This window comes from Halomonas garicola, from assembly GCF_055382465.1.
The window spans coordinates 1,186,409-1,209,058 of record NZ_AP043931.1 but is presented as its reverse complement, the minus strand read 5'-3'; the positions used below and the strand labels follow the sequence as shown (position 1 = coordinate 1,209,058).

The window sequence follows — 22,650 nt, the reverse complement described above, 5'->3', positions numbered from 1 at the left end:
ATGATCATCCGGCATCCTACAGTTATACCTAAGTTCAGCCGTTAGCGCACTGGCATCTCTTCCTCAACACCCCGGCGTATCGAAGCTTAAAACGTCGCTCAGGCGGGGTTTGTCCAGCGCCAGCTGGATGAGCCGGTCAAGCCCCAGCGCCACGCCGCTGCCTTCGGGCAGGCCGTGGGCAAGGGCGGCGACCAGCCGGGTATCGACGTCGATCTCGTCAAAGCCGAGCCGGCGGCGCGCGGCGTTGTCGGCGTCAAAGCGGGCCTGCTGCTCGGTGGGATCAACCAGCTCATCGTAGCCGTTGGCAAGCTCCACGCCCTGGAAGTAAAGCTCAAAGCGCGAAGCCACTTCGTCGCCGTAGGCGTCTACATGGCGGCGGGCAAGGGCCGCTTGGCTGGCGGGGTAGTCCACTACCGCGCTGAGTTCGCCCTGCCCTTCCTTTTGATTTTCTTTTGCCCAGCCAAGAGTCGGCTCGATAACCAGACTCATGAGCAGGTCCAGACAGGTTTCCCGGGGCTCGTCGTCAAGCGCGCCCTTGGGCATGAAGCCGCGCTCGGCGGCAAGCCGGCGCAAACGTTCGAGCGATACGTTAAAGGGGTCAATCTCGAGATGCTCGTGAAAGAGCTCGCGGTAGGCGTGGCAGCGCGGCGGCCCCTGCTCGCCGGGTAGCAAGGTGTCGGACAAAAGCTCCCGAATCAGCGCGGCGGTTTCCTCCATCAGCGCCGGAAGGCTAAAGCCCGGCCGGTACCATTCCAGCATGGTGAACTCGACGTTGTGGCGGCGGCCCACCTCGCCGTCGCGGAAGCTTTTGGCCAGCTGGTAAATCGGCCCGCTGCCGGCGGCGAGCAGGCGCTTCATGTGAAACTCCGGCGAGGTGCGCAGCCACAGGCGCTGGCGGCCGGCAGCGGTGCGCGCCCAAGCCGACAGCGACGCCAGATGGATATCGGTGCTGCCGCCCTGGCCCAATATCGGCGTTTCCACTTCGAGCACGTCGCGCTCGGCAAAAAAGGCGCGCACGCGGGCAATGAGCCGGGCGCGATCGCGCAGCGTGGTCATGTCAGCGGTGGGCCACCAGGCGCCGCTCATCAGGCGCGGGACACGTATTCGCCGGTGCGAGTGTCTACCTTCAGCACTTCGCCTTCGTTGATGAACAGCGGCACGCGCACCACGGCGCCGGAGGACAGCGTGGCCGGCTTGGAGCCGCCCTGGGCGGTGTCGCCCTTGAGGCCGGGGTCGGTCTCGGTCACTTCGAGCTCGATGAAGTTCGGCGGCGTGACCTGGATGGCGTTGTCGTTCCACAGCGTCACGGTGTAAGGCACCTGCTCCTTGAGCCACTTTTCATCGTCGCCCAGGGCGCGCTTTTCGACCGCGTACTGCTCGAAGGAGCCGTCGGTGCGCATGAAGTACCACATGTCACCGTCGGTGTAGAGATATTCCATCTCCAGCTCCATGACGTCTGCGCCTTCCAGGGACTCGCCGGACTTGAAGGTGCGCTCCCAGACGCGGCCGGTCATCAGGTTGCGCAGCTTCACGCGGTTGAACGCCTGGCCCTTGCCGGGCTTGACCAGCTCGTTGGAGACGATCGAACACGGATCGCCGTCGAGCATTACCTTTAAACCGCCCTTGAATTCGTTGGTAGAATAGTTGGCCATAGTGCCTCTCAGGTTGCGTCATTGAAAAAAGAGTCAAAACGTCAGCGCGCGTTGGCCTGACCGGTGCGCCGCATTCTAACCCGAAGGAGGGCTTTTTGCAGGACAACACCCTGATTATCCACGACGGCGCCAGCGCGGCGGAAAGCCCCGGCTGGAAGCGCCAGCTGTCCCGGGCGGTGCGCGACCCGGCCGAGCTGTGCCGCCGGCTTGAGCTCGATGAAAGCTGGCTGCCCGGCGCCCGGGGCGGCCATGCGCTGTTCGAGACCTGCGTGCCCGAGGCCTTTCTCACCCGCATGGAGCCTGGCAACCCCGCCGACCCGCTGCTGCGCCAGGTGCTGCCGCTGGGCGAAGAAACCCGCGAGGTATCGGGCTTTATCGACGACCCGTTGGAAGAGGCCGAACAGCGCCCCGCCCGAGGGCTTATCCACAAATACCACGGCCGGGTATTGCTCATCGCAAGCCCCACCTGCGCGGTGAACTGCCGCTACTGCTTCCGCCGCCACTTCCCCTACGCCGATAACGCCCCCTCTCGCGCCCAGTGGCAGGAAGCGCTGGATTACCTGCGCCAAGACGATTCCATCCGCGAGGCAATTTTCTCCGGCGGCGACCCGCTGGCGGCAAACGATAAACAGCTTGCGTGGCTTGTCGGCGAGCTGGAAGGTATCAGCCACCTCAAGCGGCTGCGGATTCACACAAGGCTCCCGGTGGTCATTCCCGACCGGGTGGATGACGCCCTGCTCGCCTGGCTGTCTGCCACGCGCCTGCAAACGGTGATGGTGCTGCATATTAACCACGCCAACGAGATCGACCAGGCGGTGGTCGACGCCTGCGCGAGGCTGCAGCGGGCGGGGGTCACGCTTCTGAACCAGAGCGTTTTGCTTCGCGGGGTGAACGACAGCGTAGCGGCGCTCGAAGCGCTGTCCGAGCGTTTGTTCGAGGCACGTATTCTGCCCTACTACCTGCACGTCCTCGACCCGGTAGCCGGAGCGGCGCACTTTGACGCAAGCGACGACGAGGCCCGCAAGCTAGTGGCAGAACTACGCGAGCGCCTGCCGGGCTTTTTGATGCCGAGACTTGTTCGCGAGATCCCCGGCGAGCCGAGCAAAACGCCGCTGTAGCCTAAGCAGACTGCGTGCAGGTATTGCTAACCGCGCCATCTGCGAGCCGGCATACAGGTTGGCGAGGGGGTTCTACGCCAAGGATGGCGTAGGTAGCGTCCAGGGAAGGATTTACAGCGCCCCCTCGCAGGCCTGTATGCCGGCGGTCATATACTTCAAGCGCCAAACATCAGCCGCAGGCTGCGCTGAATGCCGATCATCACGATGGAGGCGTGGTCTTCCTCGGAGAAGCAGCGCCACTGTACTCGGCGCTCGCCGAGTTTTTGCGTCAGCTGCGCGGCGGTTGCCCGGGCGCGGCCGATCATTTGGCGCTCCCGGCGGCGCTGCATCACGCTTTCAAGCGTAGGCGAGCCGGCAAGCCAGGGGGCGGGCTCGCCTTCCCACTCGCCCACCGCCACCAGCACGCCGCTAATACCCTCGGCGGACGCACGGTCGAGCCCTTCCAGCCGCTCGGCCAGCGCCTCGGGGTGCCACCAGACCGACGGGCTGATGGCGGCGTAGTGGGTGAATACGCAAGGCCGCTGCGCCAGCGCGTTGAGCACGAAATACCCCGCCAGCGAATGGCCGAACAGCATCCGGTGATGATGGCTCAAGCCGTAATCCCGGGTAAGTTCGGGGACCAGTTCATCGGCGATAAACGCCAGAAACGCCGCCCCGCCGCCGCTGGTTTCCACTTCGACCCGCCTGGATGCTTCAAACGTATAGTCGCGATAGCGCGAAGCGACGGCGAGCCGTTCGCCTTCCTCGTTTGGCTCGCAGGGGGCGATGCCCACCACCGCCGCCATGCCGACGCCGGTGGCGTCCGGGCGGCGGCCGCTGCGCTTCACGGCCTCGGCCACGGTGGCAAACATGGCGCCGGCGTCAAGCACGTAGACCGCCGGCCAGCCGCCGGCGGGCGGCGTGCCCGGCGGCAGCCACAGGCTAATACGGTGGGCCGCGCCGCTTTGCGCGCGGCGCGTGAAGGTCTCGCTTGAATGCACGGTCAGGCCTCCGCCAGGTCGTCGATCATTACCTGCAGCGTTCCCCGGGCGCACTGCTCTATACGCGCCTTGACGCCGTACACCTGCGCAAGGGTTGCCGGGGTAATCGCCTCAGCGGGCGTGCCGTAGGCGGCAAGCTCGCCGTGAGAAAGCATGACGATGCCGTCGGACCAGCGCGCGGCGACGTTAAGGTCGTGGAGCACCACCAGCACGATCATCGAGCGCTCCCGGGCAAGCTCATGGACCAGCCGCATTACGCTTAGCTGGTGTTTTAAATCCAGCGCGCTGATGGGTTCGTCGAGCAGCAATACCTGAGGCCTGCGCGCCAGCACCTGGGCAAGCGATACCAGCTGGCGCTGGCCGCCGGAGAGCTCGCCGAGGTTGCGCAGCGCAAGCTCGACAATGCCCACCCGCTGAAGCACCTCCACGGCGTAGGTTTTGACCGCATCGCTGGAATCCAGCCCCTCCATGGGAGTGGCGCGCAGCGCGCTGATCACGCTCTCCAGCACGTTAAGCGACACGCCCTGGGGCAGGCTTTGCGGCATATAGGTCACGCGTTTGGCCCACTCGGCCAGCGGCTGGCCGACCAGCTCATGGCCGTCAAGGGTGACCAACCCACTGGCCGACTGTAGCCCCGCCAGCGCGCGCATCAGCGTGCTTTTCCCTGCCGCGTTGGGGCCAATCAGCGAATACACCCCGCCGCGCTCAAGCAGCGGCAGGCTGACGCTTTTGACAATCGCCCGCTTGCGATACCCGGTCGAGAAGCGCTGGATAGCCAACCCGGCCTTGTTACCGACATCACTCATGAAGCGCCCCCCGGCCGCCAGAAAATCAGCAGCAGAAATACCGGCACGCCGATAATCGAGGTCACGATGCCCACCGGCAGCATCACCCCGGGCACCAGCACCTTGCTCACCGTGGACGCCAGCGACATCACCAGCGCACCGGTCAACAGGCTTGCCGGCAGCAAAAAGCGGTGATCTTCCCCCAGCATCAGCCGGGCGATGTGCGGCCCCACCAGGCCGATAAAACCGATGGTGCCGACAAACGCCACCGAGGTCGCGGCCAGCAGGCTTACCCGCAACAGCGCGAAAAAGCGCAGCCGGCCGACGTTAATCCCGAAGCTGCGCGCGCGGTCTTCGCCCAGCCTGAGCGCGGTCAGCTTGCCCGCCGCGGCCAGCGAAAACGGCGCGACCAGCGCCAACACCACGGCCAGCACGCTGACGTTCTGCCCGTTGGCCCGGGACAGCGAGCCCATGCTCCAGAACACCAGCTGCTGCAGCGCCGCCTGGGACGAGGCGAACTGCACAAAGGCCACCAGCGCGTTGAACACAAACACCAGCGCGATGCCTAAAAGCACCATGGTCTCGACGCTGGTGCTGCGCAGCCTGGCCATCAGCTGCAACAGCATTACCGAGCCCAATGCAAAGCCGAAGGCGTTGAGCGAGACCATCCACTCCCGGGGCAAAAACGGCAGGCTGATGCCCAGCACGATGGCAAGCGCGGCGCCGAACGAGGCCGCCGACGACACGCCCAGGGTAAAGGGGCTGGCCAGGGGGTTATTGAGTATGGCCTGCATTTCCGCGCCGGCAAGGGACAGCGCCGCGCCCACCAGCAGCGCCATCAGCGCGTAGGGCAGGCGCACGTTCCAGATAATCGTGCGCTGGGCGTTGGAGACGCCGTCCGGCGACAGCAGCCCGGCGACAACCTCGCCGGGTGACAGCGTTGACGGGCCGGTCATGATATCCAGCACAAAGGCCGCCACGCACAGCGCGCCCAGCAGCACCAGCGCGCCCACGCGCCAGCGCACACGGCGGCGGTAGGCAGCCAGCACCGCGCGGCCCTGCCCGGCGGCGGTAGCAGCGTTCGCTGAAGAAGCTTTTACGGTATCGGTCAGTGCATTCACGTTAAGCGCCTACTGTGCGGCATTGTCTGATTCAGCAACGTCGTCTGGTTCAGCGTCAGCGCTTGCCTCAAGGCTTACCCAGCCGGTGCCGGTATAGGGCACCGCCAGAAAGCGCTGGTTGATCTGGGCAAGCGTAGCGGCGGGGTCGATCTCGGCAAACAGCGTCGGGTGCAGCCACTGGGCCAGCGCTTCCACCGCGACGATATCCAGCGGCGAGTTCAACAGCTGGTGGGCAAGCCCGTGTACCCGCCCTTCTGCCACCGCGGCAAGCTCGGCGATGCCGTTGCGCTCGGCCATGTTGGCAAGGGCTGCGCGGGCCTCGTCCTCGGCGTAGCCGCCGCCCAGCGTCAGCCCGCCCGAGCGCGCTAGGTCAGGGCCGCCCGTGGCGATGTAGACGTCCGGGTCGGCGGCGATAATGTATTCCAGATTGAGCTTGCCCGAGGCCTTTTCAAGCACGTCGGCGCCGATGTTGTGCCCCCCGGCGAAGTCGATGTAGTCGCCGACGCCGCCCGAACCCGGCGAGAAACAGCAGTCCCGGGTGATACCGGCGTGGGCTTCCATAAATACGCTCGGTTCGGCGGCATTCTCTGCATCCGCGAGCCGCTGAGAAATCCGTGCCAGATGCGCGTCGCGCAGCGCCAGGTAGTCCTGCGCCTGGGCCTGGTTGCCGGTAAGCTCGGCGAGAAGCTCAAGGCTTTTGCCCTGGTGGGCGAACGGGTCGATAAAAAAGTCGATAAACACCACCGGGATACCGGCGCTTTCCAGCGTCGCCACCTGGGCATCGGTAGGCCCCCGGCTGAGCGACACCACGGCGACGTCGGGCTCAGCGGCGAGCATCGACTCCATATCAAAGCTTTCGGCCGAGCTTGCCACCGAGGGCAACGTCTCAAGTGCGGGAAAGGCGTCGATCATGCGTTGGGAGTAGACCTCGCCCAGACGGCTGACGTCGTGGGGCCAGGCCGCCAGCTGGCTAATCGGATCGGGGTCAATCAGCGCAAGCGCGAGCAGGAAGCGCCCGTCGTCGATGGCCACCGTTGCCGGTGCGTCGGGTACCGTGACGGTTCTCCCGCGCAGGTCGGTGACCTCTTTGGCCGCCGCCGTCAGGGGCGAAAGCGCCGCGAGCAGCATGAGTACCGCGCCCAGCATCCGGTTTCGGGGTAAATAGTGGTACATACAAAAGGTCCTGGTTAGCCGCCGTGCAGCGTGGCGCCGCCGTCGACGTAGAGATCGTCCATGACGATATGCCCGGCCTGCTCGGAGAGCAAAAACATCACCGCGCTGGCCACGTCGTCGGGCTTGGCGAGCTTGCCCAGCGGTATGCCGGTTTTGTAATCCTCGGGGATGCCGTCGATCACCCGCTGTTCGCCGCTTGAGTCGGCCCACATGCCGGTTTGCATGGGGGTAAGCGTGGAGCCCGGCGCGACGCTGTTGCAGCGAATGCCCAGCGGCGCGAGCTCCAGGCCCAAACAGCGCATGAACATCGCCGCGGCGGCCTTGGACGCGCCATAAGCGGCCATGGCGTGGCGCGGCACGCCGGCGGCGTTGGAGCCCACGGTCACCATGGCCCCGCGACGGCGCGGGGTCATCACCCGGGCAAGCGCCCGGCACAGATAAAATACGCCGTCGGCGTTGACCGCAAAGGTGCGCCGCCAGGCGTCGTCGTCGATGGTGTCTACGCTTCCGGACTGCAGCACCCCGGCGACGTTGATGCCAAAATCAATCGCGCCGATGTCGCGCTCGATGTCGTCCACCAGCGCGTTAACCGCGGCGGAGTCGGTGACGTCCAGCGCCCGGCCGTCTTCGCCTTCGGGGGCGGCAAGGTCGGTGGCGATAACCCGGCAGCCGCTTTCGCGCAGCAGGCGTACCAGCGCGGCGCCGATGCCGCCGGCCGCTCCCGTGACCAGCGCAAGACGGCCGTCAAATCCGCTCAGCTGCATAGTAAGCCTCTTCGTTCAGGGAATGATCCAACACCGCTTCGCGCTCGGCCATACGCCGGCCAAGCAGCGGCGCGAGATGCTGGGCGGCGTCTGCGCCGGTCATCTCGGCGTGGTAGTACGGTGTTTCCAGCGCCTCCACCTCGGCGGCGTGAGCCTGCCACAGCGCCGCCTTGAGGTGCGGGCGGCTTACGTGGTCGCGCCCCGCGCGCAGGTGCACCAGCGCGGCGTCAAGGTAGCCGTGATGATGGCCGCGCACCAGCCGGTTGGTGCCGGTGACTGCGCGCACCACGCCGTCGAGCGCGGCCTCGGGCAGGTTGCCCAGGGTGCTCTCCCCTCGGCGCAAAAACGCGACGACCTTCTCGCGGGTATCCAGCGCCAGGTGCTGCTCGGGGTCGTAGCCGGCAATCGCCAGCAGCGCGCGCAGCGCGGCCACCGGGTCGGGGTCGGGCTCGGGCTCGGCGCGCCAGCACTCCGCCGGGTAGGCGTCCAGCAGCGCTACCACCCCAACCTCGCGGCCGGCTTCGCGCAGCCGCACGGCCATGGCGTGGGCGATAATCCCGCCCACCGACCAGCCGGCCAGATGCACCGGCCCGGCCGGATGCAGCGCCTGTACGGTGGCCACGTAATCGTCGGCCAGCGCCTCGATGCTTGCCGGCAGCGGCTTGTCGGGGCGTAGCGCCGGCGACTGCAGCCCGTAAACCGTACGCGCCGGGGCAAGCGTTTGGGCAAGCGAGCGGGCCAACGAACGATAGTTCCAGGCGATGCCGCCCGCCGGGTGTACGGCAAACAGCGGCGGCAGGCGTTGCTCGCCCTGCGCCAGCACGACGCTCGGCCCCAGGCCGTCGTCGGCGGCCTTGTCGGGGGCGTCCAGCTGCGCGGCAAGTGCGGCGATGGTGGGCGCGGCAAACAGGGTGCCAAAGCCCGGGTCGCGCAGAAAGTGTTTTTCGATCGCCAGCAGCAGATGCACGGCGGAAAGCGAGTCGCCGCCGAGGCGGAAAAAGTCAGCGTCCGGCCCCAGCGGCCGGTGATTCTCCAGCTTGAGCTCCCGGGCAAACAGCGCGGCAAGCGTACGCTGGGTGTCGGTGGCAAGCTCGCCGCCGCCGGCATCGTCGGCCATCTCCGGCAGCGGCAGCGCGCGGCGGTTGAGCTTGCCGTTGGCGGTCAGCGGCCATTCGTCCACCGCGACATACGCCGCCGGCAGCATATAGTCGGGCAGCTGGCGTGCGAGATGCGGCGTTACGCGCGCGCGCAGTGCGGCAGAGTCTGAAGCAAGGCCAGGCGCGGCGCTGTCGGCGTCGAGCTGCACATAGCCGACCAGCCGCGGCTCGCCGCTGCCCAGCTCACGCAGCAGCACCTCGGCGGCCGCCACGCCCGGGGCATCGGCCAGTGCCGTGGCGATATCGCCAAGCTCGATGCGCAGCCCGCGCAGTTTGACCTGGTCATCGCTGCGGCCGAGGTACTCCACCGCGCCGTCGCGACGAAAGCGCGCCACGTCGCCGCTTTTATACAGCCGCTCGCCGTCGAGGAAACCGTCGTTGATAAAGGGGGCGTCGATAAAGCGCTCGGCGGTGAGCGCGGGCTGGCCTAAATAGCCCCGCGCCAGCTGCACGCCGCCCAGGTATAAATCCCCGGCCACGCCCGGCGGCAGCGGGCGTAGCTGCGCGTCCAGCACGTAAAGCCTTGTGTTCCACACGGGAAAGCCGATGGGCACCGGGTTAGACGTATCGTCGCGGGTGGCCTCCCACACGCTTACGTCCACCGCCGCTTCCGTCGGGCCGTAGAGGTTAAACAGCCGGGTATCGAGCGTCGCATGGAAGCGCTCGCGCAGGCTTGGCGTTAACGCCTCGCCGCTGACGATCACCCGGCGCAGACGCTGGGCGGCAATGCCCGGCGTGGTCAGAAACGCCCCCAGCATCGAGGGCACAAAGTGCAGCGTGGTGATGCCGCGCTCGCGGATCAGCCGGGCGATGGCGCGGGGGTCGCGGTGGGCATCCGCCGGTGCAATGACCAGCCGCGCGCCGGCGATCAGCGGCAGAAAAAACTCCCATACCGAGACGTCGAAGGTCGCCGGGGTTTTTTGCAAAATGCGCTCGCTTTCATCCACGGCGAAGTAGTCGCGCATCCACAAAAGCCGGTTGATAATGGCGCGGTGTTCGACCACCACGCCCTTGGGTTCGCCGGTGGAGCCCGAGGTATAGATCACGTAGGCGGGGTCATCGGGCGCGGGGGCCGTATCGGCCAGCGCCTCACCGGGCGCATCCGTCGGCCAGTCCCGGGGCGCCAATACGCTCTGCCGGGCAAAGCGTTCGACATCAGCGCTTAGCAGGCAGGCCGGTTCGGCGGAGTCGAGAATGCGCTTTAAGCGCGCATCGGGCTGTTCGGCGTCGAGCGGCAGATAGGCCGCGCCGGCGCGCAGCACGGCCACCAGCGCTATCTCCAGCTCAAGCGAGCGCGGCAGCGCCACGGCAACGATGCTGCCCCGATCCACGCCGCGTTGATGCAGCGCTACGGCAAGCGCCCGGCTGCGCCGTTCAAGCTCGGCGTAGGTCAGCGCCTGGCCGCCAAACTCCAGCGCCACGGCGTCCGGCGTGGCGGCCATTTGCGCCTCGATCAGCGCGGCAAGCGTCGCTTCTTCCCCCTTGACCCCGGGCACGGGGTGCGCGGTTTGGTTGACCTCAAACAGGTAGCGCCGGGCCTCGGCGGGCGTGGCCAGCGGGATGGCGGCAAGCGTGTCGTCGGCTTGCCAAGCGGCGATGGCCGCGTCGATAAACGCCGGCAGCCGCGCCAGATGGTCGTCGACGTCGTCCCGGGTATAAAGCGTGGGGTTGGCTTCGATCTCCAGGTCCAGCCGGCCCTGGGCATCGCCGCGAAAGCCGAAGGTCAGGTCGTCCACCGGGCCGGTGCCGAGAATTTCCAGCCGCGCGTCAATGGGTGCCTCAACGCCGGCAAACGCCAGCGGCCGGTAAAACGGCTGCACGTTGATCAGCGGGCCGTGCAGGCGGCGCTGGCTGCCGATCAGCCGCAAGTCCCGGCGCAGCTGTTCGCCGCGATAGCGACCGTGGCGGCGGGTGCGCATCAGGCGCTTGGCCGCGGTGCGGATAAACTCGCCTACCGGCATCGCGGCGGGCGTATCGTCTGCGCGCAGCGCCAGCGGCAGCACGTTCATCACCATCGCCGGTACTCGGGCCGCTTTGCTGCCCAGCCGGCCCATATAGGGCACACCGACCACCGCGTCGGCGCCGTCGCTATGCCGGCGGCAGTATTCGGCGGCAAGCGCGGTAAGCACGTCCGGCCAAGGCTGCTTAAGCGCCTCGGCCAAGGCAAAAAGCCGCGTCGTAAGCGCTGCCTCCAGCGGCGCGATGCGGCGGTGGCAGTCGCTGGCGGCAATCGCGCCGGCGGCGACGTCAGCGCCCAGCGTGGCCGGCGGCGGCGTGTCGGCCAGCGCGTCATGCCACCGGGCGGCGTCGCGCTGGCGTTTGGCGGACGCCTGATACTCGGCGTCTTCCTCAAGCACCGGGGCCAGCGGGGCAAACGGCCGCGCGGCGTCATCGCCGGTGTACAGCGCCGCCGTACGCTCGCCCAACAGCGCCATGGCGTAGCCGTCGGCGGCCAGATGGTGCACGCGCAGGTACCAGACGTAGCGCGGCGTTTGTCCATCACCGCTGCCCAGCACCAACAGCTGCTGGCAGGCCAGCCGCTCGCGGGTGGGGTCGAGCGGGGTCAGGCGGTCGGCGCGCATCATCTCGGCGGCCGTGGCCCGGGGCGCGTCATCGTCGCTCAGGTCGACGACGTCAAGCTCGGGCACACGGGCGGCGTCAAGGTACTGGCGCGGGCCGTCGGCGGTATCGTCAAAGCCAAGCGCCAGGCTGTCGGCCTCGGCTGCGGCCTGGTTGGCCGCTCGGGTAAAGGCGGCGACGTCCAGCTCGCCGTCTATCCATAGCGCATGAGCGGTGTTGAACGACGGGTTATCCGGCGCCAGGCGCTGGGCAAACCAGATGCCCTGCTGGGCTTCGGTTAAGGGAAAAACGCCCCGAAGCGATTCGCTTGATGAAGAAGATGCGGCCTGCTGCATGGTTAGCGTTCGCCCTGCTGGCGCTTAACGATCTGCCACCAGTCGGCAAGGGTCGGCGCTTCGGCCAAATCGGCAAAGCCAAGCTCGACGCCGTACTGGCTCCACTCCACGGTGAGGTTGAAGATGCGCATGGAGTCGAGCCCCCAGTCGAGCAGGTTGTCGTCGTCTTCGAGCTCCTCGGGGGCCTCGTCGACCAGCGCGGCGATATCGGCGCGCATGCGCTCAAGGGTCAAAGCGTTGTGGTGCAGATTAACCGGCATTAGCTCAGGGCCTCCAGCAGCTGATCGGTGGTCATGGGGACAGCGCAGGTGCGCGCCATCCAGCACAGCGCGCTTTCGTGGTCGGCCTGGCTGAAATCGGCGCCGGCATCCGCCGCGACGAACGGCTCGATATCGCGCTGAAACGCTTCAATCGCGGTGGCCGAGCAGCCGATGTGGGTGTACACCCCGGTCACCAGCAGCTGGTCGCGGCCGCGGGCGCGCATCAGCGTTTCCAGATTGCTGCGCTGAAAGGCGCTGTAGCGGTGCTTGACCAGCAGGTGGTCGCCTTCGGCCGGGGCCAGCGGCGGGATGATCGCCTCGTGCTCGGGAATCGCGCGCATCCCCGGCCCCCAAAGGTCGGCCTGCAGGCCGCGATCGCGGTACTCCTGCTGGCCTTGCTGGGCGGTGTAAAACACCGGAATCCCACGGGCGCGGCAGTGCGCGATCAGCCGGGTCAAATTGACCACGGCCTGGGGGATCGGCGCGGCGTGTTGATCAAACGGGGCAAGGAAGTACTCCTGCATATCGTGGACCAGCAGCGCCATGCGCTCGGTTTGCGGCGTCCACTGGGCACGCGCCGCGGGCAGCTCGTCGGCACTCGGCAGCGGGTAGCTTTGAATCTTGGGAAGTCCCATCAGGCGTTCTCCTCGTCGGCTTTTTGCTGCATATCGTCGAGCAGGCGCTGGCGCAGCCGGGCGCGCAGTTCACGGCGGCTGACCTTGCCCACCGCCGTGGTCTCAAACGATTCGGCAAAGACGATCTGGTCGGGCACCTTGAAGTCGGCCAGGCCCTGCTCGCGCACCCACTTTTTCAGCGCCATGGCGCGGGGCTTTTTACCCTCGCCGCCGCCCTGCTGCACCAGAATAAACGCGCAGCTGCGCTCGCCCAGATAGTCGTCGGGGATCGACACCACCGCGGCGTCGAACACCGCCGGGTGTGAGAGCAGGTGGTCTTCGATTTCCTCGGCGGAGATCTTTTCTCCGGCGCGGTTGATGTGGTCGTTGGCCCGCCCCTGGACGATCAGGTTGCCCTCGGGGGTGCGCACGACGATGTCGCCGGTGGTGTAGTAGCCGTCAGCGCTGAAGTTTTTGGCGTTGGCGGCGGCGTCGTTGTGGTACTGGCGAATGGTGTAGGGGCTGCTGACCTGCAGGTGACCCGCCGTGCCGTCCGGTACCTGCCGGCCGTCGTCGTCGACCACGCGCACGTCGTCGTTGGGGCTGATGGGCCGGCCCTGGGTGTTAATCACCATCTCGTCGGGGTCGTCCAGCCGGGTGTAGTTGACCAGCCCTTCGGCCATGCCAAACACCTGCTGCAGCTTGCCGGGAAAGCCATGCATCAGCCGCTTGGCGGCCTCGGGCACAAGCTTGGCCCCGCCCACCTGCATGACCTCAAGGCTCGAGAGGTCGTGGGGCGTATTCCTGGCGGCTTCGACCCACAGAAGTGCCAGCGGCGGCACCAGCCCCAAACAGGTCACGCTCTCGCGCTCGATCAGCGCAAAGGCGGTGGCAGGCTCAGCGGCCGGGCACAGCACTACGCGGGCGCCGGCGTAGAGCGCGCCCAGCCAGCCCGGCGAGCTCATGGGGAAGTTGTGCGCCGCGGGCAGCACGGTCATATAGACGCTTTGGCGGGTGATGCCGCAGATCTCATTGCTCGCGCGGAACGAATAGATGTAGTCGTCGTGGGTACGCGGGATCAGCTTGGAAAGCCCGGTGCTGCCGCCGGAAATCTGCAAAAACGCCACCGACTGCGGGTCGGGGTCCGCCGGCAGCGCGGCCGGGTCGCCGTCGAGCGCGTCAAGCGCGGTAAACTCCTCGGCCTCGGTGGCGGAGCTTTCGCCGGCGATCACCACGTGTTCCACCGCCGGCACTTCTTCTACCAGCGCCCGGGCAAGCGTGCGGTAGTCAAACCCGCCGCGGCGGTCGGCGGTAATGTAGGCGCTGGCTTCGGCCTTGAGCGCGAAGTGGCGGATCTCGGTCAGCCGGTGGGCGGGCAGCGCGTACACCGGAATCAGCCCGGCGTAGAACAGCCCGCAAACCACGGGAATAAACGCCGCTTCGTTGCCCAGCTGCACGATCACCCGGTCGCCGGGCACAAGCCCGCGCGCTAACAGCCCGGCACCGATGCGCTGGGCTTCGCGGCCAAGCTCGGCGTAGGTGTAGCGGGTGTCGCCGGCGACTACGGCCACGTCATCGGCAAAGCGCGCGGCGCGCTCGCGCAAAAACGCGGGAAACGTCTCGCCGCGCCAGTGGCCGGCGGCGCGGTAACGGCTGACCAGTTCGTCGGGCCAGCGCTGCTGCAGCGGCTGGCGGCGGGAAGCGGGGGTCGGGTGGGCAGTAGCGGTCATTTTGCCTCTCGCGTTGTGCTGCTGGCGGGCGCGCGATCAACGCCGAGCGCGTCCAGCAGCGCGGTGAATTTGGCGGCGGTTTCCTCAACCTCAAGCGCGGCTACGGAATCCTTGACGATGCCTGCGCCGGCAAATAGCCGCAGCCGGCGGCCCTGCACTCGGGCGCAGCGAATCGCCACGTACCAGTCGCCATCGCCGTGTTCGTCGACCCAGCCCACCGCGCCGGCGTAAAAGCCGCGGTCCACCGGCTCCAACGACTTGATGACGCCAAGCGCGGCTTCCCGGGGGGTACCGCACACCGCGGGCGTGGGGTGTAAAAGCCCGGCGAGCTCGGCGGCGGAGGTCGCTTCACCGTCAAGCGTGCCGACAATCCGCGTGCCCAAATGCCACATGCTTTGGGTGGCGGTTAGCTCGGGCGTCGCCGGGGCGTCAAGCTCGCTACACAGCGGGCCGAGCGCCTCGACAATGGCGTCGACCACGTAGCGGTGCTCGGCGAGATCCTTGGCGGAGGCTTTAAGCGACGCTGCCGCCTGGCGGTCCTGCTCGGGGTCGTCGCGGCGCGGAATCGAGCCCGCCAGCGGGTGCGACACCACCGTGCGACCGCGGCGGGAAATCAACAGCTCGGGCGTCGCCCCCACCAGCCAGGCGGGCGCCTCGGCCTCATCTACCGGCAGCGGCGCTACGTAGGCGGTGACGCTTGAATCTTGCTCAAGGCGGGCGGCCAGCGCCAGCGGGTCAATCGGCGCGTCTGCCTGCACGCTCAGGCTGCGCGCCAATACGGCCTTCCCAAGCGTGGGCGTGGCGGTTTGCGCCGTGGCCGAGAGCCGAGTCACGCAGCGCTCGACCATGCTGGCGTAGGCCTCGGGCAAAGGCTCGGGCACGGCGGCGTCGGTCAGCACCGGCGGCGCATCAAGCGTACTCGGCGGCGCCGGCTCCAGCCGCTCGGGCTGATAAAGCGCATCCGGCGCGTGAGGGTCAAACGGCAGCGCGCCGACCAGCAGCGCGGGGCCTGCCTGACGCGCGGCAAAAAATTCGCGCACCCGCTGGCCAAGGCTTGCGGTTGCCCCCGCCGGCAGCTGCGCCCGGCAGCCGCTGGCTTCAAGCGCGTGCTGCGGGGCTTTCAGCATAAACCGCTGCGCCGTCGGTGTGCGGGGAGGTGTGGGAGGCGTTGCGGAGGCAGCTGTGAAGTCAGTTAACGTGGTCATGAAACGGCTCCTGACGGCTGCGACGCCGCTGGGGAAACATGGCGGCGCCAAACCATCAGCGCCAGCGCCAACAGCAGGACACCCACCAGCCCATAAGGCACGGCGGGGGCCAGACCGTAGAGCAGCGTGCCCACCAGCGGCCCCAGCGTCATGGCAAAGCCCTGCATGGAGGCGGCGGTGCCGGCGGCCGCGCCCTGCTCGTGGGCCTCAACGCAGTCGGCGGTTAACGCCTGTATCGAGGGGCGCACCAGCCCCATGCCCAGCCCCGCCAGGCCAAAGGCGAGAAAAATAACCCAGCCGGTGCCAAGCCACGCTACCGAGCCAAAGCCTGCGCCTGCCAGCAGCGCGCCCAGCAGCAGCCAGCGCACGGGCGGCCACTGCAGGCGCATCATCACGGTTTGGGCCACTATGAGCCCGATACCCAGCGCGGTCAGCGCATAGCCGGCGGCCTTGGCCCCTTCCGCCGGCGACAGCGACAGTCGGTCGAGCATTAAAAAGCCCACGGTGGACTGGGTGGTGGCCACCGCCATAATGGCGACAAACATGGCCGCCAGCGGCAGGCGTAGGCGCGGGTCGAAAAATCCCGCGCTCGGCTTTTGCTTGGGCGCGACGTTCTCAGGTTCCTTGTCAGGTGCGGCTTCAGGGGGGCGGGTTTCCTGAAGCTTCCACAGGATCATACCGAGGGCGGCCAGCGGCATCAGCGCGGCGGCGTAAAGCGCCAAGGCGATATCGTAGGTGGCGATCCAGCCGGCCACCACGGGGCCTGCAATCAGCCCGGTGGCGTTGGCCGCCCCGAGTCGCGCCATGCTGGATGCGCGCTTGCCCGTGGGCGCCTGGTCGGCCACCGCCGCGGCGGCGACCGTGGGTACGGCGGCGTAAAACAGCCCCACCAGCGCCCGTGCGCCCACCAGTACGGCAAGCGACACGACGAGCGCCGGCGGATGCCCCAGTGCGGCGTCCACCAGCACAGCGAGCAGCAGATAGGTAACGCAGTAGGCGGCAAGAGAAAACACCAGCACGCGCTTGCGCCCGACTCGGTCGCTGAGCTTGCCCCAGCGGCGGGCGGAGAGCGTCCAGAAGACGCCGCCGGCGGTGAGCGCCAGGCCAGCGTGCCAGTCGGCCAGTCCAAACAGGCGGGTAATCGGCCCGACCACGGCCACAAACGACATGATGCCCATGGTGCCGACCAGGGCGACGAAGCTTAGCACCCAGAGACGGGGTGACGGTTGAGGAGAATCCATCGCTGGTGTTTCCGGTTGAACCTGGTAAAGCCGACTTGCTGCCTAGCGTGCTCACGTCTTACGCCCAGTACAGCAAACGATAATAAGATTAGCAGGTTAAGGTTACTGAAAAGCAAAAGCAAATGATTTCTATTTGTGTAGCAGGCCAAAAAATCGCAGACTGCCCACGCACCTTTGCCTATCATTGACTCATCACACAGGAGTCCCAGATGCCTTTTAACGCTGCCCGCACCGGGCTCGCGCCCCACACGCGCCGCTTTTTTACCCTCTCGCTACTGGCCGCATCAATCGGCGTGGTCGCCCAGGCCATGGCCGCCCCGGCCGTCGACCGCTCGGTGAAAGTCGACGAATCCGTCTATGAAATCGCCTTCAACCCGGCCACCGACGCCGTCTACGCCGCCATCACCGGCAGCCGCGACGCCGAGGCGGAAAACGCCGTCAAGCCGGGCATTGTGGCGCTTGACGCCGAGACCCTCGACGAAGTCGACAAAATCCTCACCGGCGACGTTATTCCCTTCGGCATCGCGATCAATCACGCCACGCAAAAGCTCTATGCCGCCGACACCAAAAACGGCCAGGTGGGCGTGTATAACATCGATACCGGTGAGGAAGTCGCGCGGATCGAAAACCCCGGCGAGACTTCTGACCAGCTGCGCCAGGTCGCGGTGGATGAAGATAGCAATACGGTTTACGTAAGCGCCGTTGGCGGCATGTCGCGCGGCGACGAAGAGGGCCCTGAAAGCGCGATCTGGGTCATCGACGGCGAGTCCGACACGCTGGAATCCATCATCGTCGACCCGGTCAAAACGGCCGCCGGCCTGGCGCTCGACGCCGCCAACCAGCGGCTTTACGTCTCCGACATGGCCACCAGCGACATCGCCGAAATCGATCTGGAAAGCCAGGAAGTGCTGCGCACCTTCAGCGCCGTCGAGCTCAATGACAACGACCCCGACGCCAAGCCCGCCCCCTTCGATACCGTGAATCTGGAGCTCGACGCCGACAACGGCATCCTCTACGCCATCAACCAGAAGACCGGCGGCGTGTCGATTATCGACGTCGAAAGCGGCGAGATTGAAACCACCGTCAGCACCGGCGACGGCGCGCTAAGCGCTCGGCTGCATCCGCAAACGGGCGATTTGTACGTGGCCAACCGCGGCGACGGCACGGTGTCAATCATCGACGCCGACAGCCGCTACGTCACCGCCCACCTGGGCACCGGTACGCACCCGCAGACGATTGCCATCGCCCCCGACACCGGCAACGTCTACGTCAGCAACAAGGCCAAGGGCAAAGACCGCCACGGCCCCGCCGACGCGCCCACTCCGGTAGAGCCCGGCGGCAACACCGTGACGCGGATTACGCCGTAAGCTAGCGGCCATACCAAAACGCCCCGGTTTAGCAAACCGGGGCGTTTTTTATGCCTGAGCGCTTATGCCTGAGCATCCCTGCCTGAGCGTTCGTGCCAGGGCGCTATCGCCAGCGACGCTAGAAGTCATAGTTAACCGATGCCATGACGTTGGACGGCGCGCCGGGCATGTTGAAGGTATTCTGCCCGCCGACGCGGTTGTAGTAATGGCGGTCGAGAATGTTGTTGAAGTTAAGCTGGCCGCTAAACGCCGGGGTAAAGTCGTAGCCGAGCATGGCGTCGACTACCGCGTAGCCCGGGGCTTCAACGCCCTGGGAGGACGCAAAGCCGCTCATGGCGGTGACGCCGCCGCCAAGCGTCAGGCCGTCAAGGGTGCCGCCGGCCACGTCGTACTGGGTCCAGAGGTTAACCATGTTATGGGGCATCAGCATAAAGATGCCGTCGTCGCGGCCGGTGGAGGCTTCTTTCACCTCGGTATCCATGTAGGTGTAGCCGGCGCTTACGCCCCACTGCGGGGTTAAATCGCCCGCCACTTCTACTTCGCCGCCCTGAATGCGCATTTTGCCGACCGCTACCGAGTAGCAAGCCTTGGGGTCAGCAGGCGACGCCGCACGGTTTTCATCGTAAAGGCGGAAGGCGCTTAAGCGGGTGTTCAAATCGCCGCCGAAATAGCTGCCTTTAATGCCGACTTCGTACTGCTCGCCTTCGCGCGGTTTGATGATGTCGTTATCCGCGTCAAGCGCCGTTTGCGGCTTGAACACCTGCGAATAGCTGGCGTAGAGCGAGTGGTTGAAGTCCAGGTCGTAGACCGCGCCGGCGTAAGGGGTGAACTCGGTGCCGCTGCGGCGCTGGCTTTGATCTCCGGCGCGATCCTTGTTGCGGGTCTCGTAATGGCTAACGCGGCCGCCGGCAATCAGCGCAAGCGGTTCTACCGGGCGCAGCGTCAGCTTGGAGTAAACGCCGGTTTCCTGCTGGCGGGTATCGTCGTGGCCGTAGCGAAAGCCGCCGGCGCCCTGACGGCCCTGGGCCAGAATATCGGTGTAGGCAAGCTTATTAAGCTCGTTGCGGGTGACGCGGCTGGTGGTCAAACCGCGGGTGCGGCTGGACTCAATGTCGGTGTCGTAGCGTTTGTAGTCGCTGCCCACGACAAACTCGCTGACGTTGCCAAACGCGGAAAACGGCTGGCTGTAGCTGGCGTCAAACGAAAACGCCTCCTGGCTGACGTCGCTGCCGATACCGGCCACGTTCATGGTGTTGTCGTCATCCAGCGCGCTGCCGCCAAAGGCGTAGTTGTAGTCGGCGTTGCGATCGGAGTAGCGCATGCCGATGCGGCCGTAGCCGCCGCTATCAAAGCTGTGGGTCAGATCCACCAGCACGTCGTTGGACTGGCTGTTGAAATCGTTCCAGTCGGCGCCGTAGAACGCCGAGCGGCGCTTATAGGTCAGGTTGCCATCGGCATCCACCGGCTGGCCGTTGTTGACCACGATATCCTTATGGTTGCGCAAAAACGCCAGCCCCAGCGTGGTGTCAGCGCTTAGGTCTACGTCCAGCGCGGCGTAAATATCGTACTGTTCATTGTCGGTGTGGTCGGCAATTTCCGGGTGATCGGTACGGTCGAGCACCAGCCGGCCGCGCACTTTTCCCGCGTCGTCAAGCGGGCCGGAGAGATCGGTCTGCACGTTGCGCTGACCCTGGGTGCCCGCGCCGGCGCCGAGACTCCCTTGAAACTCGTCGGTCGGGCGCTTGCGCACCAGGTTGACGATGCCGCCCATTTCGCTGGTGCTGTTAAACAGTCCCGACGGCCCGCGCATGATTTCCACGCGGTCAAAGGCGGCAAGGGACGGCACCGAGCCGTTGATGCTGGTCATGGGGGCGGGCAGTCCGTCGATGCTGGCTTCGTCATATTCATAGCCCCGGGCGAAGATGGACGAGCGGCCGTTGTCGTTGGAGAGAACGCGTACGCCGGTGGTGCGCCGACCAAGCTCGTCGAGCGTGGTGAAGTTCTGATCGTCGATGGCATCGCGGGTCACTACGCTAACCGATTGGGGAATGTCGCGCAGCGCCGCCGGGGTTTTGGTACCGACCGTTGCCGAATCGACGCTGTAGCCCTCGGTCACTTCGGAAGGCAGCATTTCATAAAGGCGGTTGCCTTCGACAGTCACGGTATCCAGCCGCGTCTCGTCGGCGGTTTGCGCTAGCGCCGCCTGGCTTGCCCCTATCAGGGCGACCACGCTGCCGAAAGTGGCAAACGCCCGCGGTACGCTGTGTTTTCGCCTTCCCATCTTCCCGTCCTTTTCTTTTTTCAGATTTTCTTCGAGACTTTTCACGTGGTACACGCCAAACAGCGGCATCAGACAATGAAAACCAAACTCGGAAGAGAATGAGAACACAGTGCAACAATCATAAGCAATGGAAGCCGCTCCCCGATTTTCCCCACAGCGTTTTTCAGACGCTCAATGTCATCTGACCTATGCACATAAAACCGGCGCCCAAGGGCGCCGGTTTTATCACGGGGTCGCTGGCTCGCTTCAGGCCAGGATTAGGCCAGGGTTTCCGCGGTGACGTTGGCCGCCGGCGCCTGGGTCGAGTGGTGGCGGTTGATGGCGCTGAGCACGCCCTTCATCGAGGCGCTGGTGATGCTTTCGTCGATCCCTACGCCGAAGACCGACTCACCGCCGACGCGAACCTGCACGTAGGCTACGGCTTCGGCGTCGGTGCCCTGCCCGCGAGAATGCTCGTGGTAGTCGATGATTTCCACGTCGTGGCCGGCGCTTGAAAGCGCCTGGACAAAGGCGGCCAGCGGGCCGTTGCCTTCGCCGTGCAGCGTCTTGCGCTCGCCGTCGAGGTCCACCGTGGCTTCCAGGTTCACGGTGGGGCTATCCGGCTCGGAAGACATGCTGTGGCTGGCCAGTGAAAACGGCGTGCTGCGCCCCAGATACTCGTCGCTGAAGGCCTGATAGATCATCTGCGAGGTGATCTCGCGCCCGGTGCGCTCGGCGACTTCCTGCACCACCTGGCTGAACTCCATGGACAGCCGGCGCGGCAGCACCACGCCGTGCTCTTCTTCCAGCAGGTAGGAGACGCCGCCCTTGCCCGACTGGCTGTTGACGCGGATGACCGCTTCGTAGCTGCGGCCCACGTCCAGCGGGTCGATGGGCAGGTACGGCACCTCCCAGACGGCGTCGGGGCTGGCCCGGCGCTCGGTCATGCCCTTCTTGATCGCGTCCTGGTGGGAGCCGGAGAAGGCGGTAAACACCAGATCCCCCACGTAGGGGTGGCGCGGGTGCACCGGCAGCTGGTTGCAGTGCTCCACTTCGCGCATGATCGGCGTGATGTTGGAAAAGTCCAGCCCGGGATGCACGCCCTGGGTGTACATGTTCATCGCCACGGTGACCAGGTCGACGTTGCCGGTGCGCTCGCCGTTGCCAAACAGCGTGCCTTCCACCCGGTCGGCGCCGGCCATCAGGCCAAGCTCGGCGGCGGCGATGCCGGTACCGCGGTCGTTGTGCGGGTGCAGGCTTACGATCAGGGCCTCACGGTTTTTGACGTGGCGGCAGAACCACTCGATCTGGTCGGCGTAGTTGTTGGGCGTGGCGCACTCGACCGTCGCCGGCAGGTTAACGATCATGCGGTGCTCGGCGGTGGGCCGATACTCCTCCATGACCGCTTCGACAATCTCCACGGCGAAATCCATCTCCGTGGTGGTGAAAAGCTCCGGGGAGTACTGGAAGGTCCAGTGGGTCTCCGGCGCGGCGTTAATGGCATCGCGGATCTGGCGAGTCGCCTGCCGGGCGATCTGGATGCAGTTCTCCTTGTCGACGTTGAAGACGATCCGCCGAAACACCGGATCGGTCGCGTTATAGACGTGGACGATGGCGTTTTTGGCGCCCTTGAGCGCCTCAAAGGTGCGCTCGATCAGGTGCGGGCGCGCCGGGGTGAGTACCTGGATCGTCACGTCGTCGGGTACCTTGCCCTCGTCGATCAGCGAGCGGACAAAGTCAAAATCGGTCTGCGAGGCCGAGGGAAAGCCCACCTCGATCTCCTTGAAGCCGATATTGACCAGCATGTCAAAAAGCCGCTGCTTGCGCTCCTGATCCATGGGGTCGATCAGCGACTGGTTGCCGTCGCGCAGGTCGACGCTTGTCCAGATCGGCGGCTGCTCGATGCGCCGGGACGGCCATTGGCGGTCGGGCAAGTCGACGGCGACGAACGGACGATACTTTTGTGCGGGATCAGACAACATCATGGCGGCTCTCCTGGAGGAAAAAAAGGCGGCGGAAGACAGTAGAAAGATCGTCGATGCTTGCAGGCACCAACGCAAAACGCCCCTTCACCGCCGGAGGGCAAAGGGGCGTGCTGAAAAAGCGGCTTTTGTGGGAAAAGCGGCTTTTGCTAAAAAAACGGGGCTGACTGAAAAAACAGTGCGGTTCATTGAATCCCATGACAGTTTACCTTGTAACAGCTAACGACAATGCTTTGAATGCGCGCTCACAGCGCTTGCCCGACCCTGAAGTGTCAGAGGCGAGCGCGTAGTAGTCGTAGGTCTAGTACAAGATGGGTCATGGAAGT

At 66.0% G+C, this 22,650-nt stretch carries 18 protein-coding genes; 2 read left to right on the top strand and 16 right to left on the bottom strand.

What is annotated here, in order from left to right; all coding sequences use genetic code 11:
* Window positions 1-63 precede the first annotated feature (63 nt).
* Both epmA and efp read right to left on the bottom strand, forming a co-directional pair.
* Complete coding sequence (gene epmA, locus ACZ46Y_RS05970; RefSeq protein ID WP_311954764.1) at window positions 64-1,086, bottom strand: EF-P lysine aminoacylase EpmA; 1,023 nt, start codon at window positions 1,084-1,086, stop codon at window positions 64-66.
* A complete protein-coding gene (gene efp, locus ACZ46Y_RS05965) occupies window positions 1,086-1,652 on the bottom strand; it encodes an elongation factor P (protein WP_311954763.1) in 567 nt (188 codons plus the stop codon). Before efp ends, epmA begins: the two co-directional genes overlap by 1 nt.
* A gap of 95 nt (window positions 1,653-1,747) precedes the next feature.
* On the opposite strand from efp, the gene epmB reads away from it, so the two are divergent.
* The gene (epmB, locus tag ACZ46Y_RS05960) at window positions 1,748-2,770 is read left to right on the top strand and encodes an EF-P beta-lysylation protein EpmB (RefSeq protein WP_311954762.1); all 1,023 of its coding nucleotides are present in this window, start codon (window positions 1,748-1,750) and stop codon (window positions 2,768-2,770) included.
* Between the two features lie 155 nt (window positions 2,771-2,925).
* On the opposite strand, the gene ACZ46Y_RS05955 is transcribed toward epmB, so the two are convergent.
* From ACZ46Y_RS05955 to ACZ46Y_RS05905, 11 genes are all read right to left on the bottom strand, one after another.
* Complete coding sequence (locus ACZ46Y_RS05955) at window positions 2,926-3,750, bottom strand: alpha/beta hydrolase (RefSeq protein WP_311954761.1); 825 nt, start codon at window positions 3,748-3,750, stop codon at window positions 2,926-2,928.
* A gap of 2 nt (window positions 3,751-3,752) precedes the next feature.
* Complete coding sequence (locus ACZ46Y_RS05950; protein WP_311954760.1) at window positions 3,753-4,556, bottom strand: ABC transporter ATP-binding protein; 804 nt, start codon at window positions 4,554-4,556, stop codon at window positions 3,753-3,755.
* Window positions 4,553-5,656: a FecCD family ABC transporter permease gene (locus tag ACZ46Y_RS05945; protein WP_311954759.1), complete on the bottom strand. Its 1,104-nt coding sequence runs from the start codon at window positions 5,654-5,656 to the stop codon at window positions 4,553-4,555. The genes ACZ46Y_RS05950 and ACZ46Y_RS05945 overlap by 4 nt, the downstream gene beginning before the upstream one ends.
* 9 nt (window positions 5,657-5,665) lie before the next feature.
* Window positions 5,666-6,829 (bottom strand): ABC transporter substrate-binding protein, encoded by a 1,164-nt coding sequence (locus tag ACZ46Y_RS05940; RefSeq protein ID WP_311954758.1) that lies wholly within the window; start codon window positions 6,827-6,829, stop codon window positions 5,666-5,668.
* A gap of 14 nt (window positions 6,830-6,843) precedes the next feature.
* Complete coding sequence (gene dhbA, locus ACZ46Y_RS05935) at window positions 6,844-7,593, bottom strand: 2,3-dihydro-2,3-dihydroxybenzoate dehydrogenase (RefSeq protein WP_311954757.1); 750 nt, start codon at window positions 7,591-7,593, stop codon at window positions 6,844-6,846.
* Window positions 7,574-11,665: an amino acid adenylation domain-containing protein gene (locus tag ACZ46Y_RS05930; protein WP_311954756.1), complete on the bottom strand. Its 4,092-nt coding sequence runs from the start codon at window positions 11,663-11,665 to the stop codon at window positions 7,574-7,576. The genes dhbA and ACZ46Y_RS05930 overlap by 20 nt, the downstream gene beginning before the upstream one ends.
* A 2-nt stretch (window positions 11,666-11,667) precedes the next feature.
* Window positions 11,668-11,925, bottom strand: coding sequence for a phosphopantetheine-binding protein (locus ACZ46Y_RS05925; protein ID WP_311954755.1), 258 nt, complete (start codon window positions 11,923-11,925; stop codon window positions 11,668-11,670).
* Window positions 11,925-12,560, bottom strand: coding sequence for an isochorismatase family protein (locus ACZ46Y_RS05920; RefSeq protein ID WP_311954754.1), 636 nt, complete (start codon window positions 12,558-12,560; stop codon window positions 11,925-11,927). The genes ACZ46Y_RS05925 and ACZ46Y_RS05920 overlap by 1 nt, the downstream gene beginning before the upstream one ends.
* The gene (locus ACZ46Y_RS05915) at window positions 12,560-14,269 is read right to left on the bottom strand and encodes a (2,3-dihydroxybenzoyl)adenylate synthase (protein WP_311954753.1); all 1,710 of its coding nucleotides are present in this window, start codon (window positions 14,267-14,269) and stop codon (window positions 12,560-12,562) included. Before ACZ46Y_RS05915 ends, ACZ46Y_RS05920 begins: the two co-directional genes overlap by 1 nt.
* On the bottom strand, window positions 14,266-15,396 hold the full coding sequence (locus tag ACZ46Y_RS05910) for an isochorismate synthase (RefSeq protein ID WP_311954752.1): 1,131 nt from the start codon (window positions 15,394-15,396) through the stop codon (window positions 14,266-14,268). The genes ACZ46Y_RS05915 and ACZ46Y_RS05910 overlap by 4 nt, the downstream gene beginning before the upstream one ends.
* 74 nt (window positions 15,397-15,470) lie before the next feature.
* Entirely contained in the window at window positions 15,471-16,715 is a 1,245-nt protein-coding gene (locus tag ACZ46Y_RS05905) for an MFS transporter (RefSeq protein ID WP_311954751.1), read from the bottom strand.
* 209 nt (window positions 16,716-16,924) lie between these two features.
* On the opposite strand from ACZ46Y_RS05905, the gene ACZ46Y_RS05900 reads away from it, so the two are divergent.
* Window positions 16,925-18,082, top strand: coding sequence for a YncE family protein (locus tag ACZ46Y_RS05900; RefSeq protein ID WP_311954750.1), 1,158 nt, complete (start codon window positions 16,925-16,927; stop codon window positions 18,080-18,082).
* Window positions 18,083-18,200: 118 nt separating this feature from the next.
* Here the strand turns inward: ACZ46Y_RS05900 and ACZ46Y_RS05895 are convergent, their stop codons facing one another.
* From ACZ46Y_RS05895 to ACZ46Y_RS05885, 3 genes are all read right to left on the bottom strand, one after another.
* Window positions 18,201-20,363, bottom strand: a complete 2,163-nt coding sequence (locus ACZ46Y_RS05895; protein ID WP_311954749.1) for a TonB-dependent siderophore receptor — start codon at window positions 20,361-20,363, stop codon at window positions 18,201-18,203.
* Window positions 20,364-20,620: 257 nt separating this feature from the next.
* Entirely contained in the window at window positions 20,621-22,327 is a 1,707-nt protein-coding gene (leuA, locus tag ACZ46Y_RS05890) for a 2-isopropylmalate synthase (RefSeq protein WP_311954748.1), read from the bottom strand.
* Entirely contained in the window at window positions 22,314-22,523 is a 210-nt protein-coding gene (locus ACZ46Y_RS05885; protein WP_311954747.1) for a hypothetical protein, read from the bottom strand. The genes leuA and ACZ46Y_RS05885 overlap by 14 nt, the downstream gene beginning before the upstream one ends.
* Window positions 22,524-22,650: the final 127 nt, after the last annotated feature.

Coding starts and splice junctions, on each gene's coding strand:
- ACZ46Y_RS05885 (WP_311954747.1), bottom strand. CDS start 22,523: ATGGGATTCAATGAACCGCACTGTTTTTTCAGTCAGCCCCGTTTTTTT.
- ACZ46Y_RS05925 (WP_311954755.1), bottom strand. CDS start 11,925: ATGCCGGTTAATCTGCACCACAACGCTTTGACCCTTGAGCGCATGCGC.
- efp (WP_311954763.1), bottom strand. CDS start 1,652: ATGGCCAACTATTCTACCAACGAATTCAAGGGCGGTTTAAAGGTAATG.
- ACZ46Y_RS05920 (WP_311954754.1), bottom strand. CDS start 12,560: ATGGGACTTCCCAAGATTCAAAGCTACCCGCTGCCGAGTGCCGACGAG.
- epmA (WP_311954764.1), bottom strand. CDS start 1,086: ATGAGCGGCGCCTGGTGGCCCACCGCTGACATGACCACGCTGCGCGAT.
- ACZ46Y_RS05910 (WP_311954752.1), bottom strand. CDS start 15,396: ATGCTGAAAGCCCCGCAGCACGCGCTTGAAGCCAGCGGCTGCCGGGCG.
- ACZ46Y_RS05950 (WP_311954760.1), bottom strand. CDS start 4,556: ATGAGTGATGTCGGTAACAAGGCCGGGTTGGCTATCCAGCGCTTCTCG.
- ACZ46Y_RS05915 (WP_311954753.1), bottom strand. CDS start 14,269: ATGACCGCTACTGCCCACCCGACCCCCGCTTCCCGCCGCCAGCCGCTG.
- ACZ46Y_RS05905 (WP_311954751.1), bottom strand. CDS start 16,715: ATGGATTCTCCTCAACCGTCACCCCGTCTCTGGGTGCTAAGCTTCGTC.
- ACZ46Y_RS05930 (WP_311954756.1), bottom strand. CDS start 11,665: ATGCAGCAGGCCGCATCTTCTTCATCAAGCGAATCGCTTCGGGGCGTT.
- ACZ46Y_RS05900 (WP_311954750.1), top strand. CDS start 16,925: ATGCCTTTTAACGCTGCCCGCACCGGGCTCGCGCCCCACACGCGCCGC.
- ACZ46Y_RS05895 (WP_311954749.1), bottom strand. CDS start 20,363: ATGGGAAGGCGAAAACACAGCGTACCGCGGGCGTTTGCCACTTTCGGC.
- dhbA (WP_311954757.1), bottom strand. CDS start 7,593: ATGCAGCTGAGCGGATTTGACGGCCGTCTTGCGCTGGTCACGGGAGCG.
- leuA (WP_311954748.1), bottom strand. CDS start 22,327: ATGATGTTGTCTGATCCCGCACAAAAGTATCGTCCGTTCGTCGCCGTC.
- ACZ46Y_RS05940 (WP_311954758.1), bottom strand. CDS start 6,829: ATGTACCACTATTTACCCCGAAACCGGATGCTGGGCGCGGTACTCATG.